Source organism: Micromonospora sp. LOL_025, from assembly GCF_048060285.1.
Taxonomy (GTDB): Bacteria; Actinomycetota; Actinomycetes; order Mycobacteriales; family Micromonosporaceae; genus Micromonospora.
On the sequence record NZ_JBHMIR010000014.1, the window covers coordinates 1 to 15,068 of the forward strand.

At 72.6% G+C, this 15,068-nt stretch carries 15 protein-coding genes; 6 read left to right on the forward strand and 9 right to left on the reverse strand.

The window, feature by feature from the left end; genetic code table 11:
- Positions 1–127: 127 nt before the first annotated feature.
- Genes ACFHW0_RS18250 through ACFHW0_RS18260 form a run of 3 tightly spaced genes read right to left on the reverse strand, consistent with a single transcriptional unit; the run spans position 128 to position 3,689 of the window.
- Positions 128–1,465: an FAD-dependent oxidoreductase gene (locus tag ACFHW0_RS18250; protein WP_416609174.1), complete on the reverse strand. Its 1,338-nt coding sequence runs from the start codon at positions 1,463–1,465 to the stop codon at positions 128–130.
- The gene (kynU, locus tag ACFHW0_RS18255) at positions 1,462–2,769 is read right to left on the reverse strand and encodes a kynureninase (RefSeq protein ID WP_416609176.1); all 1,308 of its coding nucleotides are present in this window, start codon (positions 2,767–2,769) and stop codon (positions 1,462–1,464) included. The genes ACFHW0_RS18250 and kynU overlap by 4 nt, the downstream gene beginning before the upstream one ends.
- A gap of 20 nt (positions 2,770–2,789) precedes the next feature.
- A complete protein-coding gene (locus ACFHW0_RS18260) occupies positions 2,790–3,689 on the reverse strand; it encodes a tryptophan 2,3-dioxygenase (RefSeq protein WP_416609178.1) in 900 nt (299 codons plus the stop codon).
- A gap of 180 nt (positions 3,690–3,869) precedes the next feature.
- Here ACFHW0_RS18260 and ACFHW0_RS18265 point away from each other — a divergent pair, with 180 nt between their 5' ends.
- The 3 genes from ACFHW0_RS18265 (at position 3,870) to ACFHW0_RS18275 (ending at position 5,797) form a co-directional block, all read left to right on the forward strand.
- Entirely contained in the window at positions 3,870–4,325 is a 456-nt protein-coding gene (locus tag ACFHW0_RS18265) for an Lrp/AsnC family transcriptional regulator (protein ID WP_416609180.1), read from the forward strand.
- 89 nt (positions 4,326–4,414) lie between these two features.
- Positions 4,415–4,933, forward strand: coding sequence for a hypothetical protein (locus ACFHW0_RS18270; protein WP_416609182.1), 519 nt, complete (start codon positions 4,415–4,417; stop codon positions 4,931–4,933).
- 12 nt (positions 4,934–4,945) lie between these two features.
- Entirely contained in the window at positions 4,946–5,797 is an 852-nt protein-coding gene (locus ACFHW0_RS18275) for a class F sortase (protein WP_416609184.1), read from the forward strand.
- A gap of 49 nt (positions 5,798–5,846) precedes the next feature.
- On the opposite strand, the gene ACFHW0_RS18280 is transcribed toward ACFHW0_RS18275, so the two are convergent.
- Both ACFHW0_RS18280 and ACFHW0_RS18285 read right to left on the reverse strand, forming a co-directional pair.
- Complete coding sequence (locus ACFHW0_RS18280; protein WP_091628780.1) at positions 5,847–6,380, reverse strand: HNH endonuclease; 534 nt, start codon at positions 6,378–6,380, stop codon at positions 5,847–5,849.
- Positions 6,381–6,893: 513 nt separating this feature from the next.
- Positions 6,894–7,649 carry an SDR family oxidoreductase gene (locus ACFHW0_RS18285; RefSeq protein WP_416609186.1) on the reverse strand — a complete coding sequence of 252 codons (756 nt, stop codon included), beginning with the start codon at positions 7,647–7,649 and terminating at the stop codon, positions 6,894–6,896.
- 327 nt (positions 7,650–7,976) lie between these two features.
- Here ACFHW0_RS18285 and ACFHW0_RS18290 point away from each other — a divergent pair, with 327 nt between their 5' ends.
- The 3 genes from ACFHW0_RS18290 to ACFHW0_RS18300 all read left to right on the forward strand — a co-directional run bounded on the left by ACFHW0_RS18290 (position 7,977) and on the right by ACFHW0_RS18300 (position 11,159).
- Positions 7,977–9,029 (forward strand): mechanosensitive ion channel family protein, encoded by a 1,053-nt coding sequence (locus tag ACFHW0_RS18290; protein WP_416609188.1) that lies wholly within the window; start codon positions 7,977–7,979, stop codon positions 9,027–9,029.
- Between the two features lie 229 nt (positions 9,030–9,258).
- A complete protein-coding gene (locus tag ACFHW0_RS18295) occupies positions 9,259–10,734 on the forward strand; it encodes an MFS transporter (protein ID WP_416609190.1) in 1,476 nt (491 codons plus the stop codon).
- A complete protein-coding gene (locus tag ACFHW0_RS18300; RefSeq protein WP_121399420.1) occupies positions 10,731–11,159 on the forward strand; it encodes a globin in 429 nt (142 codons plus the stop codon). Before ACFHW0_RS18295 ends, ACFHW0_RS18300 begins: the two co-directional genes overlap by 4 nt.
- 87 nt (positions 11,160–11,246) lie before the next feature.
- Here ACFHW0_RS18300 and ACFHW0_RS18305 read toward each other — a convergent pair whose 3' ends face one another.
- The 4 genes from ACFHW0_RS18305 to ettA all read right to left on the reverse strand — a co-directional run bounded on the left by ACFHW0_RS18305 (position 11,247) and on the right by ettA (position 14,850).
- Positions 11,247–11,834, reverse strand: coding sequence for a YbjN domain-containing protein (locus tag ACFHW0_RS18305; RefSeq protein WP_416609192.1), 588 nt, complete (start codon positions 11,832–11,834; stop codon positions 11,247–11,249).
- Positions 11,835–11,983: 149 nt separating this feature from the next.
- The gene (locus tag ACFHW0_RS18310; RefSeq protein ID WP_416609376.1) at positions 11,984–12,688 is read right to left on the reverse strand and encodes a hypothetical protein; all 705 of its coding nucleotides are present in this window, start codon (positions 12,686–12,688) and stop codon (positions 11,984–11,986) included.
- Between the two features lie 17 nt (positions 12,689–12,705).
- Positions 12,706–13,152, reverse strand: a complete 447-nt coding sequence (locus ACFHW0_RS18315; RefSeq protein ID WP_358086721.1) for an acyl-CoA thioesterase — start codon at positions 13,150–13,152, stop codon at positions 12,706–12,708.
- Between the two features lie 21 nt (positions 13,153–13,173).
- The gene (gene ettA / locus ACFHW0_RS18320) at positions 13,174–14,850 is read right to left on the reverse strand and encodes an energy-dependent translational throttle protein EttA (protein WP_357867258.1); all 1,677 of its coding nucleotides are present in this window, start codon (positions 14,848–14,850) and stop codon (positions 13,174–13,176) included.
- Positions 14,851–15,068: the final 218 nt, after the last annotated feature.

Genomic DNA, 15,068 nt, shown 5'->3' on the forward strand with positions numbered 1-15,068 from the left:
CCCGTCACCGGACTGCACTTGACGAACCGCCGCCCACCCTCGACGAACTCACCACCGACGAAGTTGCGCAGCAGGCCCGGGCCGTCGGGCGCCCGCCCGGCCATCAGCCGGGGATCCCAGGTCACTGTCATCGACGCCTCCCTCGGCTGATCGTGAAGCCGACCGCGCCGGCCAGCAGCGCCGCCGCCCCGGCGGCCACCACCCCGAGCACCCGGTGCTGCCGGCGGACCCGGCGACGCACCTCCGCGTACGGGGTGGTCGAGAAGGACACCAGCTCGTAGCGGGAGACGTACCGGCCCGGCAGCACCCGCTCCAGCGCGTGCTCGACCTTCCGGCCGGCCTGGAACAGCGGGGAGGCGACCTTGTCCCGCATCTCCACGAAGTTCGCCAGCGCCATCTGCGCGATCGCCTCGGCGTTCTCCTGCCGCCGCTGCTGGAACAGCGGCAGTGCCTCCGACCAGTCGTCGGCGCACTCGTCCAGGCAGCGGTCCAGCTCGACCACGTCCTCGAAGGCGCAGTTCGCGCCCTGGCCGTAGAACGGGACGATGGCGTGTGCCGCGTCGCCGAGCAGGCCGACCTTCCCGTACGCCTGCCACGGGGTGCAGCGGACGGTGCCGAGCACGCCCACCGGGTTGTGCTGGTAGTCGTCGACGAGGCCCGGGGCGAGCGGCGGCAGGTCCGGGTAGTGCTCGGCGAAGTGCCGCTCGATGGCCGCCGGGCTGCCCAGCGAGGCGAAGCTGGCGGTGCCGTGGGTGGGCCAGAAGAGCGTGCAGGTGAACGAGCGGTCCGGGTTCGGCAGCGCGATCATCATCGAGGTGCCGCGTGGCCAGATGTGCAGCGCCTCCGGGTCGAGGGCGAAGTCCCCGCCCAGCGGCGGGATCGTCAGCTCCTTGTAGCCGTAGTCGAGGAAGTCCACGCTCTCGGTCAGCAGCCCGTACGCCAGCAGCTGCCCGCGCACCGCCGACCCGGCGCCGTCGGTGCCGAGGACGACCGACGCGGTGGCCGCGACCGTGCCCTGCGGGGTCTCGAAGGTCATCTCGCCGCTGGTCGGGTCCAGCCCGACGAGCCGGTGGTCGAAGGCGACCCGCACCCCGGGCAGGCTGGTGGCCGCGTCGAGCAGGGCGTTGTTCAGCGCGCCCCGGCTGATCGAGTTGATCGCCCGGTCGCCCGAGGCGCTGTACGACTGGAACTGCGCCTCGCCGTCGACGGGGTGGATCATCCGGCCGCGCATCGGCAGCCCGTCCGCCAGCACCTGCTCGTCCAGGCCGATGCGGCGCAGCGCGTCCAGGCCCCGCTCCGAGAGCGCCAGGTTGATGGAGCGTCCCCGCTCCACCGTGCCGGTACGCGGGTCGGGTCGCCGCTCGTAGAGCGCCACCGGGTAGCCGCGCCGGGCCAGGAAGCACGCCAGCAGGCAGCCGGCCAGGCCCGCGCCGACCACCGCGATCTCGTTCCGCTCGTCGGTCATGCGTGCACCTCCACCGTGGCGGCCAGCGCGTCGGCGACCCGCCAGCAGTCGTGGAACGTGGAATAGAGCGGCACCGGGGCGAACCGGATGACGTCCGGCTCCCGGGCGTCGGCGATCACGCCGTGCTCGTGCCGCAGCCGCTTGGCCAGCCCGGCCGCGCTGCCCGCGCCGATGCGCACCGAGAGCTGGCAGCCGCGCCGCTCCGGCTCGCGCGGGGTGACCACGGTCAGCGGACGGTTCGCGGTCACCTCGTCCAGCAGCCCCGCCAGGTAGCCGGTTAGCCGGAGGCTGCGCTCGCGCAGCGCGGGCATCCCGACGGCGTCGAAGAGCTCCAGCGAGGTCCGCACCGGGCCCATCGCGAAGATCGGCGGGTTGGATATCTGCCAGGCCTCCACGGTGGCCGGCGGCCGCGAGACGGGGGTCATCTCGAACCGGGTGGCCGCCTCGGTGCTCCACCAGCCCTCGAAGCGGGGCAGGTCCGGGTCGCCGAGGTGCCGCTCGTGCACGAAGACGCCGGCCAGCGCGCCGGGCCCGGAGTTCAGGTACTTGTAGGAGCACCAGGCCGCGAAGTCGACGTCCCAGTCGTGCAGGGCCAGCGGGACGTTGCCGGCGGCGTGCGCCAGGTCCCAGCCGACCACGGCCCCCGCCGCGCGGCCGGCGGCGGTGATCGTCGGGATGTCCATCAGCTCGCCGGTGAGGTAGTTGACCCCGCCGAGCAGCAGCAGCGCCACCGTGTCGCCCTCGGCGGCCAGGTAGGCGGTCACGTCCTCGGTGCGCAGGGTGTCCTCGCCCGCGCGCGGGCGCAGCCGGACGACGGTGGTGTCCGGGTCCAGGCCGTGGAAGCGGACCTGGCTGCGCACGGCGTAGCTGTCCGAGGGGAAGGCACTGTCCTCGATGACGATCCTGGTGCGCGCCCCCGCCGGCCGGTAGAAGCTGACCATCAGCAGGTGCAGGTTGACGGTGAGGGAGTTCATCACCACGACCTCCGCCGGGGCGGCGCCGACCAGTCGCGCGGCCGGCGCCGTCAGCAGCTCGTGGTACGGCAGCCAGGGGCGTTCCGCCTCCAGGTGCCCCTCGACCCCGAGCCGGCGCCACGCGTCCAGGTCGGCGAGGAGTTCGTCGCGGGTGGCCCGCGGTTGCAGGCCCAGGGAGTTGCCGGCCAGGTACGCGGCGTCGCGGAAGCGCCCGCCGTCGGCCGGCGGCACGTGGAACAGGTGGCGGTGCCCGGGGTGGGCGGCGTCGAGGCGGCGTGCCTCGGCCTCACCGGCGGCGAAGCTGGACGAATCGGATGCGGGGGTGGTCATGGGGTCGTCTCGCTCTCGGGTCACATCGCTGTCCGGGCCGACCACAGCTCGGGGAAGACCACCCGGGCCATGCTGCGCTGCAACCACGCCAGTCCGGCGGAGCCACCGCTGCCGACCTTGGCGCCCATTGTCCGCTGCACCGCCTTGACGTGGTGCTGCCGCCAGTCGCCGAACTGCTCGGCCACCTCGGTCAGCGCCTCGCCCAGCATCCGCAGGTGGTTCTCCGGCCCGGGCTCGGCGTAGATCCGCACCCAGGCGGCCTCCACGGCGGCATGCGGCTGGTGCTCGGCGGCGAACTCCCGGTCGAGCAGGTCGGCCGGCAGGTCGTGGCCGTGCCGGGCCAGCAGGGCGAGCACGTCGTCCCAGAGGCTCGGCGCCGCCAGGGTCGCGCGCAGCTCGGTGTAGACATCGGTCTGCCGCCGGAACGGCCGGATCAGCGTCTCGTCGCGGAGGCCGAGCAGGAACTCCAGGTGGCGGTACATCGCCGACTGGAAGCCGGAGCCCTCGCCCAGCAGGTTGCGGAACCGGTTGAAGTCGGCGGGGGTCATCCAGCGCAGCCCGTTCCAGGCCGCGTTCAGCCCCTCCAGGTGCAGCGCGGCGCGGCGCAGCGGGGCCAGCGCGTCCCACACCCGGTCGGCCCGCAGCAGCCGCTGCGTCTCGCGCAGCTCGTGGCAGGTCAGCCCGAAGTACAGCTCCATGATCTGGCTGACCATCAGGAAGGACATCTCACCCGGGTCGTCGCTCAGCGGCTGTTGCAGTTGGTGCAGCGTGCTGGCGTGCACGTACGCGTCGTACGGCACCCGCTCGGCGAACTCCAGCGTCGGTTCGCCGCCGTTGCGGGCGGCGCGGGCCGCGCGCTGCCGCGGGGTCGCCGGGCGCACCGCCGCCTTGGCGGGTACGCGCACGTCCGTCTGCTTCACCGGTGGCCTCCCTCTGCTTCGTCACCCCGGGACGGCCGACGGTCGGCCGTTTTCGGGATGCCGACATGATCTCTCGGCGGAACCCCCGGATGGAATGCCGGATCAACGGCGCTCACCCCGTCTGACCTGCGACGCAGAAGGCATGAGCCTCATTCGGCTTCGAGAAAGTAAGGTCGCCTCATGGACGACATGGACTGGGCGCTGCTGCGGGAACTGCAGGCCGACGCGCGCCTCTCCTTCAGCGAGCTCTCCCGACGGGTGCACCTGTCGCCGCCGGCCGTGGCCGAGCGGGTGCGCCGGCTGGAGGAGTCCGGGGTGATCACCGGCTACCACGCCCACGTCGACCTGACCCGGGCCGGCCGCACCGTGGTCGCGCTGATCCGGATGTCCTGTTACGGGGCGCGGTGCATCCTGCACGACCCGAACGTGGCGGGCTGGCCCGAGATCCTGGAGATCCACCGCATCACCGGCGACGCGTGCAGCATGCTCAAGGTGGCCGCCGGGTCGATCGACGACTTCGAGGGCGTCATCGACCGACTCGCCCCGTACGGCCAGCCGTCGAGCACGATGGTGCTCTCCACCCCCCTGGCGTGGCAGCCCGTCACCCCGCTGCCCCCCGCCGACCGGCAGCGCTGACCCGCCCCGGGTTTGCCCTGCGGCCAGCGGGAAAGCAGGCCCTGTTGCCCGGGGGAGGATTCCGGTGATCGTCACCGGAAGGGGGGATCATGCCGGTGCTCACAGCGTTCCAACGTGCCCTGACCCGCGCTCTGACCGTCTTGGGGCTGGTCGGGGCCTTCGTTCTGACGACCGTCGCACCCGCGTGGGCGGGTGAGAACACCTTCGTCGAGGTGGTGCCCAACAGCGCGCAGGCCGGCACCCGGGTCAGCATCCGGGCCGGTTGCGACAACGCCAACAACCGCCAGGCCGACGTGCACTCCGACGCCTTCGGGCGGGTGATGCTGCGGCCGGACAACGGCTTCCTGACCGGCCAGGTCACCATCCCGGGCAGCAAGGAGCCCGGCGACTACCCGGTCGACCTGCGCTGCGACAACGGCAAGACCGCGACCACCACGCTCACGGTGCTGAACATGGAGCAGCCCAGCAAGGGCCCGGCCACCGGGGGCGGCGGCACCGCCGCCTCGGGCACCGGCTCGATGCTGATGATCGGCGGTCTCGCGGTCGTGGCCCTGGCCGTCGGCTTCGGCTTCTTCGGCAACCGCCGCCGGACCGGGTCCGGTTCCTGACCCGCCGTCGCCATGGCCGGCTCCCAGAGGCGTACCAGGCGATCGGATCCGGGCCGGGTCCGGGCGACCACCCGGCGGGCGCTGCGGGCGTCCCGCCGGGCGGCGGCCGCGACCGCCCGCCGGCTGCGCCGGGTGGCCGGGGAGGCGGTGTCGGCGAGCGTCGCCACCACCGATCCGGCCGCCGGTCCGCTGCCCGCCCGGCCCCGGTACCGCCGGATCCCGGCCGGCCGTGGTCGGTGGGCCCTCGGCCGAGGGCCCGGCCTGCCGGTCCTCGTGATCGGGACGCTGATGGCGCTGATCATCACGATGCTCGGCGTGGAGCGGATCGCCGGCGTGAGCGTGCTGCCGGAGCGGTTCCTCGCGGGGCTGCGACCCGCGCCGAAGAAGTTCCCGGTGCTGCCCGCGAGCCGGCCCGTCGGCATCGAGATCGAGCCGATCGACGTCCGGGCGCCCGTGCACGGCGTCGGCATCGCCCCGGACGGCAGCATCGCGGTGCCGGACGCCGCCCGCGCACAGGAGGCCGGCTGGTACGACCAGGGCCCGACCCCCGGGCAGTACGGACCCTCGGTGATCGTCGGGCACGTCGACACCAGCACCGGGCCGGCGGTCTTCCACAAGCTGCGGGACCTGCACGACGGGGACCGGATCGAGATCGCCCGGCAGGACCGGTCGGTGGCCGTCTTCGAGGTGGACTCCGTCGAGCGCTTCGACAAGGACCGGCTGCCGGTGGACGAGGTCTTCGGGGACTTCAGCCGCCCCCGGCTGCGCCTGATCACCTGCGGCGGGCGCTGGGTGGGCGGGGAGACCGGGTACGCCGACAACGTGGTGGTCTTCGCGTCGCTGGTCCGGGCCCGCACGACGTGACCGGCCCCCGACGCCGCCCGCGGGCCGCGTCCCCGGGTGCGGGCGACGGTCAGGCCGCCTCGGGCTCGCGCAGGTCGAGCCAGTCGGCCCAGCGGGGATCCGGCGCCCGGTGGCCGAGCACCCGCCAGGCGGTGCCCTTCGGGGCCGCCGGCAGCGCGTGCAGCCGCCAGCCCAGCTCGGCCGGCGTCTTGTCGCCCTTGGTGTGGTTGCACCGGGCGCAGGCAGCCACGACGTTCTCCCAGGCGTGCCTACCGCCCCGGCTGCGCGGGAAGACGTGGTCGATGGTCTCGGCGGGGCCCCGGCAGTAGGCGCAACGCCAGCCGTCCCGGGCGAAGATGGCGCGGCGGGAGAGCCCGACGTGGGTGCGGTAGGGCACCCGTACGAAGCGGGTGAGCCGGACGACCGACGGCACCGGCAGCGCGTCGCGGGCGCTGTGCAGGATGCCGTCGCCGTCGGCGACGCATACCGCCTTGGCGGAGAGCACGAGAATGGCGGCACGACGCACCGACACGACGCACAGCGGCTCGTAGGTGGCGTTGAGGACCAGCGCACCGGAGCCCACCGTGGGTCGTATGTCAGGCATCGCGTTCACCCTCCCGGTTCAGCGGCCCCTGCTCGCCACCGCCGACCGGAAACGGGCACGGCGACCCACCACGGCCGACGCCGGCCGGATCACCGACGTCCGTGCGCCCATCGTCCCTGATCGGACCCCGGATTGCACGTACTAATGTGACAAGCCAAGTGGGCATCACCCGGAAACGGGCAGATCCGGCCCCTGAGCAGGGCCGGAGCCCTCAGCGACTTTCGACGTTTCACACCCGTTTTCGATCTCAGTCGTGCCGGATCCACGCCCGATGATCTTGCATTTGCATTGATCTCCGTAATCTCGATCAAGCCAACTCAAGATCACAAGAGTGCCTGACGTGAAGCGGGAAACCCCTCTCCAGGCGGTGACCCTCGGTTCGCCTGTCCCTCGTCGTCATGGCGTACAGGTGCGCTGGCCGTTCCTGCGGCGTGGGCGGTGAGAGCCCAGGTTGAGGCGGAACAGGGAGAGAGCGTGCCCCCGCCTCCCGTCCCACCCACGTAGCGCGCCGGCTCACTTTCGGTGGGTCGCCCGCGTTCGCCAGTCATCGAGGCGCGTACCAGCGGTGCGGGCGCCGTCGGCGGGCAGGAGCGAGCGTTCTTCCAGCGTGGTACCGAAGTACCGAGCGCCGGAGCTACCCACCACCGAACGAGGGTCCTGCTTGGCCGCCCGAATGGATCGTCCCAGTTCGTCGAGGCGGAACTGCTCCGGGCCACCGACCTCGACCGCGGCGTTCGTCGGCGCGCCGACCACGACCTCGGCCACCGCGGCCGCGACGTCGTCCGCTGCCATCGGCTGGATGAGCACCGGCGCGAGGTGCACGGTGTCACCGTCCGTGGCGGCGTCGACAATGCCCTGGATGAACTCGAAGAACTGGCTGGCGTGGACCAGCGAATACGGGAGCCCGGACGCGGCGACGAGCTTCTCCTGGGCGACCTTCGCCCGCATGTAGCCGCTGTCCGGAAGCCGGTCGGAACCCACGATGGAGAGCACCACGTAGTGACCTACCCCGGCGTCCGCGGCGGCGGCGAGGAGGTTCCGGGTGGACGTCTCGAAGAACTCCAGTGCGGCGGCGCCCTCGAACGACGGCGAGTTCGTCACGTCGACGACGGCGCCGGCGCCGGCGAGCACCTCCGCCACTCCGTCGCCGGTCAGTGTGTTCACGCCGGTCTTCGGCGACGCCGGCACCGCCTCGTGACCCTGGGCAGCGAGTCTCTCCACGAGCTTGGAGCCGATGAGCCCGCTGCCGCCGATGACGACGATCTTCATGATCGAGCCACTCCCTGCCTGCCTTAGGGACGTCTCGTAACTCGATGTGCGTTCAGGTGGATCATGTTGGGGGCAGGTGATCTCGGCGGCCCTCGACGGTCAGCAACCTGGCAACCACAACTGTTTCCCCAGCTGGAGGCCGGTGCGTTCTGGCCATTCGGGGATTGCACGTACTGTCCGGGCCCCTCCGGAAGCGATCCCCGCGCGTGTCAGGGTGACCGGTTCGCCCGCGTCCCGCACGGCGCCGTGGCCCCCGGGACGCCGGGCGGGGCCACGCCGCGGAGGGTCGGCGGGATCCGGCCCCGCCGGGTGCGGTACGAAGACAGCGTGACCGTTGCCAGCCTGACGCCGCCCGCCCTGCCCGCCGTCGAGGCGCCGGACCCGGCTCCGTCGCCGACCTGCCTGGACGACGCCCTCTGCAAGAGCGTCTACGACATGACCGGCTCGGTGTGGTTCGCCGAGGGCAGCTACTGGATCCTGCTCAAGCCGCTGCGGATCGCGCTGATCCTGCTACTGGCGGTCGCCGCCCGGTGGCTGGTGCACCGCACGATCCGCCGGCTGGTGCGCACCACCACCGACGCGGGCGTGCCGACCATGCTGCGTCCGCTGCGCGAGCGGATCCCCACCGCCTCCGTCGAGCCGGGCGAGTTCGTCCCGGAGCGCCGCCGGCAGCGGGCCGAGGCGATCGGTTCGGTGCTGCGCAGCCTGAGCACCGCGTTCATCTTCGGCATCGCGCTGCTGATGATCCTCAAGGAGTTCAGCTTCGACCTGGCCCCGCTGCTGGCCAGCGCCGGCATCGCGGGCGTGGCCCTCGGCTTCGGCGCGCAGAGCCTGGTCAAGGACCTGATCGCCGGCCTGTTCATGCTGATCGAGGACCAGTACGGCGTCGGCGACACCGTGGACCTCGGCGAGGCGACCGGCGTGGTGGAGTCGGTCGGGCTGCGGGTCACCACCGTCCGCGACGGGCGGGGCGTGCTCTGGTACATCCGCAACGGCGAGATCGTCCGGGTGGGCAACAAGAGCCAGGGTTGGGCCCTGGTGGTGGTCGACCTGCCGATCGGCTTCGCCGGCACGGAGGAGGCCACGGCCGTGCTGCGGACCGCCGCCGCCTCGGTGGCGATCGACCCCGACCTGGCGCCGGAGATCGTCGAGGCGCCGGAGGTGCTGGGCGTCGAGCAGATGACGGTCGACGGCGCGGTCATCCGTACGGTGGTCAAGACGACCGCGGACGGGCAGTTCGCCGTCGGCCGGGAGCTGCGTCGCCGGCTCGCCGAGGCGTTGGAGAACTCCGGCATCACCGCGAAGATCGCCGCCGCCCGGTTCTACCCCGGCATGCCGGTGCGCACCCCCGGCGAGACCGGGCAGGGCGGCGCCACCTGAGGCGCCCGAACGCCGGGCGGCGGGGGTCGCGGGCCGGGTGGCCCCTCGGGTATCGTCCGTTCGTTCAGTCGGAGATGCGACGATCTACCCCTTCGCCCTAGCCACTCGTCGGACGATCGGGCAAAATCCGGTGCACGCGCTCCCCCGGAGCGTGATCACGTCCTCGCTGATCCGTAGATCTGACGACGGTTCCCGGGCCGTCCATCACGAGTGGCCCGCCAGGGGAACGATGGAGGCGACGGTGCCTGACGAGCGACCATCCCCGGAAGGGCCGGCAACCTTCCGCGAGGTGTTCGCCAATCGCGAATACGGCGCCGTCTTCTCGGCGAGCGCGCTCTCCTGGATCGGCGACTACATCGCCAAGGCCGCGGTCACCCTGCTGGTCTACGAGGAGACCCGGTCGGTCGCGCTCTCGGCCGCCGCCTTCGCGGTGAGCTACCTGCCCTGGCTGGTCGGCGGCCCCCTGCTCGCCACGCTCGCGGAGCGGCACCGCTACCGGCAGGTCATGGTGATCTGCGACCTCGTCCGGATGGTGCTGATGGTGTGCATCGCCATCCCCGGCATGCCGGTCCCGATGATCCTGGCCCTGCTCTTCGCCACCACGCTGGCCAATCCACCGAGCCAGGCCGCCAAGTCGGCGCTGATCCCCCTGATCCTCACGGGGGACCGCCTGGTGGTCGGGCTGTCGATGATCAGCAGCGTCGGCCAGGCCGCCCAGGTCGTCGGCTACCTGGCGGGCGCGGCCATCGCCGCGTTCAACCCGACCACCGCACTCCTGGTGAACGCGGCGACCTTCGGCCTGTCGGCCGCGCTGGTCCGCTTCGGCGTGGCCGACCGACCGACGGCGATGACCGCCGCGCACCGCAGCCACCTGCTGCGGGAGACCGCGCAGGGCTTCCAGATCGTGTTCGGCACGCCGGTGCTGCGGGCCATCGCCGTGCTGGTCTTCGCCGCCATGCTCTTCTCCGTGGTGCCGGAGGGCCTCGCCGCCGCCTGGGCGAGCGAGCACGCCGGCCAGCTGGACGCCGGCGCCGCCCAGGCGATCATCATGGCGGCGAACCCCGTCGGCTTCATCCTCGGCGGCCTGATCGTCAGCCGGGCGTTCGGGCCGGACCGCCGGCTGAGCCTGATGCGGCCGTTGGCGGTGCTCTCCCCGCTGGCCCTGGTGCCCGCCCTGCTCGACCCGCCGCCCCTGGTGGTGGCGCTGCTCGCCGCCGCCTGCGGCTTCGCCGTCGCCGGCATGCTGCCGGTGGCCAACGGGCTCTTCGTCCGGGCGCTGCCCGACGGCTTCCGGGCCCGCGCCTTCGGCGTGATGGCGACCGGCGTCCAGGTCATCCAGGGCCTGGCCGTTTTGGTCACCGGGCTGCTGGCCGAGCGATACTCCATCCCGCTCGTGGTCGGGGTGTGGAGCGCCGTCGGGGTGCTGCTGATGACGCTCGCCGCCCTGCGCTGGCCGAGCCGGTCGGCGATCGACGCGGCCGTCGAGGCGGCCCAGCAGGCGGGTGGAGTGGCGCCCCGGCAGGCGGACGGGGCGACCGGTCCCGCCACGCCGGCGAGCGCGCAGGGGCGGTCCGAGGAGGAGCGGTCCGGCGGGCCGCTGGGCGGTCGCCCCGGCGAGGCGGGACAGCGGCGGCACACGGTGACCCGACCCACAGTCGGCACCCCCCGGTCGCCCGACGCGGCACCTGGCAGGATGGAACGGTGAATGCCGCAGGTGAGTCCGACCGTCCCGGGGCGTCGATGACCCTCTTCGAGGCGGTCGGCGGCGAGCCCACTTTCCGCAAGCTGGTGGACGAGTTCTACGCCGGGGTCGCCGACGACCCGCTGCTGCGTCCCATGTATCCCGAGGAGGACCTGGGCCCGGCCGCTGACCGGTTGACCCTGTTCCTCATGCAGTACTGGGGCGGCCCCAACACGTACTCGGCGCAACGGGGGCACCCGCGGCTGCGGATGCGCCACGCGCCGTACCGGATCGGCGCCGCCGAGCGGGACGCGTGGCTGCTCCACATGCGCCGCGCCGTGGACCGGCTCGACCTGCCGCCGGAGATCGCCACCGCGCTGTGGGACTACCTGGAGCGGGCCGCCTACTTCATGGTCAACGCAATGGAGGACCCGGCCGGGCCGGCCTGACCCGGCTGGCGGGCGGGCCGCCCGGCGGATGCCGGGCGGCCCGACGGCGTCGGACGGTACCGGGTCGCCCGGCGCGCGTCCGGCGGCTCAGAGCAGGGCGCCCTCGTCGTGCAGCCAGTCCACGAAGCTGGTGGCGACCGCCGCGCCGCAGTCGAGCATCTCGACCAGCAGCGCGTCGTGCGCCCCGGCGCCGAACGGCACCTGCAACTCCGCGTAGATCGGCAACTGGCCGCGCTCGGTCGGGTCGCCGATGTAGGCCTTGCAGAAGCGGCGGGTGTGGTTCCACTCGTTGACCACGCGGTAGGCGCGGTCGGCCCAGTCCGGCGGCACCGTCGCGTGTGGACGGGCCCGCATCACCAGGATCTCGTCCTCCGGACCCTCCAGTGTGACCAGCACGGCGTGCCGCTCCCACATGGCCAGCAGGTTGCCGTCGCCGTCGGCCAGGTAGCGCACGTCGAGCATGTCGAGTGCGTCGCAGACGCGGCGCAGGGTTACCGGTTCGACCGTCGCGGACATGTCCGCGATCACGGCTCGCTCCGTCGGCGGGCAGTCGTCTGCCGGCTGACGGGGGGTCGGTGGCCCGACCCGGACGGTGCTCTCCACTGTGATCCCGCTCCGCCTTTCCGGGTCGCCGCCGCCGTTGGCGGGACCGGGGCGCCATGACCACCACGGCATCGCTCGCGCACCTCACTCCCCAGCGGATCCAGTCGCCTACGGTGCGTTGGATCCGAGGATGGACGGTACCCGGACAGCCGGGTTGAAGCACCCCCCCAACGGCAGCCCCAGGACAGAAGAATGACTGCGGGTCGTCCGAACGGATGAATTCAGACGGGCCGTACGGCAAGATCGGTGGCCTTCTGCGACCAGATCGCTCCGTACGGTCCCACCAGGCCGGCCCATCGGCCGACCGTTCGCACCTGGACGTCGCCCCCACCGGCCGTCCCGGCGGACCCCTCGGCGGGCCCCAGGAAGCCCATCCGGACCAACCCCTGGACCATCCGCTGGGTCACCTCGACCGGCTCGCCGGGCGGGTCCTCCGGGGTGACCACCACGGGCACGTGGTCGAGCAGCGCGTCCCGCAGCGCCCGCTGCCCGACCGCACGCCCGCCGACGCCGTGGGTGCTGGCGTCCCGCAGGGCTCCCGCTGCCGCCGCCGCGATCCGCCGCAGCTCCGCGCCCGGCAGCGTCTCCACCCGGCGGCTCGCCGTGGGCGGCAGCGGCCACCGCCACCGCTCGTCCCGCCGCGTCGGCAGGGCCGCGCCGCCCGCCGCCAACTCGGCCAGCAACTCGCCGGCCGCAACCGTGGCGTCGCCGGGGCCCGCGCCGGCCACTGTGCGCACGACCAGCACGCCCCACGGCAGACGCCCCCAGAGGGCCGTACGGCCCGTCGCGCCGGCCGACCTGAGCCGGACCGGCGCGCCGCCGTCCAGCCGGACGAGGCGGGCCAGGAAGGCCCCCGCGTCGGCCCTGTCGGCGATCCCGTGCCCGCCGGCGACCGTCGCACCGCCACCGGCCCCCGCCGGGGCCACCGGCCCGTCGGCCGCCGTCACGCCACCGGACCCTGCGGCGCGTACGTGAGCAGGAACGTCCGCTCCTCCGGGGTGATCCGCCGGGGCCGCTGCCGGGTCAGGTCGAACGGCACCAGCACCGAACGGGCGCGGCTGGCCAGCACCTCGCCGTCGAAGAGCTCGTAGGCGACGGTGAAGGACGCGCCCCGGATCTCCTCCACCCACAGCTCGATGCGCACGGTGGGGGCGGCCTCGGCGGTGGCCCGGCCGAGGGCGTACTCGACCGGGCGCAGGTAGTCGATCTCGTGCCGACTGATCACGACGCCGTCGGCGAACGAGCCCACTCCCCACGCCCGGCCGCCGGCGAACATCAACGCCACCCGCGCCTCCTCGTAGAGGGTGAGGAAGCGCGAGTTGTTGATGTGGCCGTACGCGTCCAGGTCGGACCACCGCAGGGTGCAGTGGTAGACAAAGCGGTCACTCATGATCGGCAGCGGTCCGCGCTGCTAGTCACGGGTCAGCTTGCGGTAGGTCACCCGGTGCGGGCGGGCCGCCTCCGCGCCGAGCCGGTCGACCTTGTTCTTCTCGTACGCCTCGAAGTTGCCCTCGAACCAGAACCACTTCGCCGGGTTCTCGTCGTCGCCCTCCCAGGCCAGGATGTGCGTGGCGACCCGGTCGAGGAACATCCGGTCGTGGGAGATGACCACGGCGCAGCCGGGGAACTCCAGCAGCGCGTTCTCCAGGCTGGAGAGGGTCTCCACGTCGAGGTCGTTGGTCGGCTCGTCGAGCAGGATCACGTTGCCGCCGATCTTCAGCGTCAGCGCGAGGTTGAGCCGGTTGCGCTCGCCGCCGGAGAGCACCTTGGTCGGCTTCTGCTGGTCCGGCCCCTTGAAGCCGAACGCGGCGATGTACGCCCGCGACGGCATCTCGACCTTGCCGACCATCAGGTGGTCGAGCCCGTCGGAGACGACCTCCCAGACCGTCTTGTCCCCGGCCAGGCCCTGCCGGTTCTGGTCGACGTACGACAGCGAGACGGTCTCGCCGACCCGGACGTCGCCGCTCGTCGGCTGCTCCAGCCCGACGATGGTCTTGAACAGGGTGGTCTTGCCGACGCCGTTGGGGCCGATGATGCCGACGATGCCGTTGCGCGGCAGCGAGAAGGACAGGTTCTCGATGAGCACCCGGTCGCCGAAGCCCTTGGTCAGGTTGTGCGCCTCGATCACCGTGTTGCCCAGGCGCGGGCCCGGCGGGATCTGGATCTCCTCGAAGTCCAGCTTGCGGGTCTTCTCCGCCTCGGTGGCCATCTCCTCGTAGCGGTCGAGGCGGGCCTTGGACTTGGTCTGCCGCGCCTTGGCGTTGGAGCGGACCCACTCCAACTCCTCGGTGAGGCGCTTCTTCATCTTGGCGTCGCGGCGGCCCTCGACGGCCAGCCGGGCGGCCTTCTTCTCCAGGTAGGTGGAGTAGTTGCCCTCGTAGCCGACGGCCCGGCCGCGGTCCAGCTCCAGGATCCAGCCGGCCACGTTGTCCAGGAAGTACCGGTCGTGGGTGATCGCCATGACGGTGCCCGCGTACTTGGCCAGGTGCTGCTCCAGCCAGGAGACGCTCTCCGCGTCCAGGTGGTTGGTGGGCTCGTCGAGCAGCAGCAGGTCGGGGGCCTCCAGCAGCAGCTTGCACAGCGCGACCCGGCGCCGCTCGCCCCCGGAGAGCTGGGTGACGTCGGCGTCCGGCGGCGGGCAGCGCAGCGCGTCCATCGCCAGTTCGAGCTTGGAGTCGATGTCCCACGCGTCGGCGTGGTCCAGCTCCTCCTGGAGCTTGCCCATCTCCTCCATCAGCTCGTCGGAGTAGTCGGTGGCCATCTGCTCGGCGATCTTGTTGAACCGCTCCAGCTTGGCCTTGGTCTCGGCGACCGCCTCCTCGACGTTGCCGAGCACGGTCTTGGCGTCGTTGAGCGGGGGCTCCTGGGCGAGCAGGCCGACGGTGTAGCCGGGCATCAGCCGGGCCTCGCCGTTGCTCGGCCGGTCCAGGCCTGCCATGATCTTGAGGAGGCTGGACTTACCGGCGCCGTTCGGGCCGACCACACCGATCTTGGCCCCCGGGAGGAAGCTCAGCGTCACGTTGTCGAGCACGACCTTGTCGCCGTGCGCCTTGCGCGCCTTTTCCAGGACGTAGATGTACTGGGCCACGGTGCGGGCTACCTCCGTAGGTTGCGACTGGGGTCGGCGGGCGCGGGCGCGGGCTGCGACCTCCGCCCGCCGCCGCCGGCCGGTGGCCGGCCGCACGCACGCCATCGTCAATCCTGACAGGTACGCGCCGTCGCGCCCACATCACCCCGCCCCCGACGCTCCGGACGCGTCGCGCCACCCCTGCTTCCGAGCAGGGGTATCGACAAGATCACCCCAAG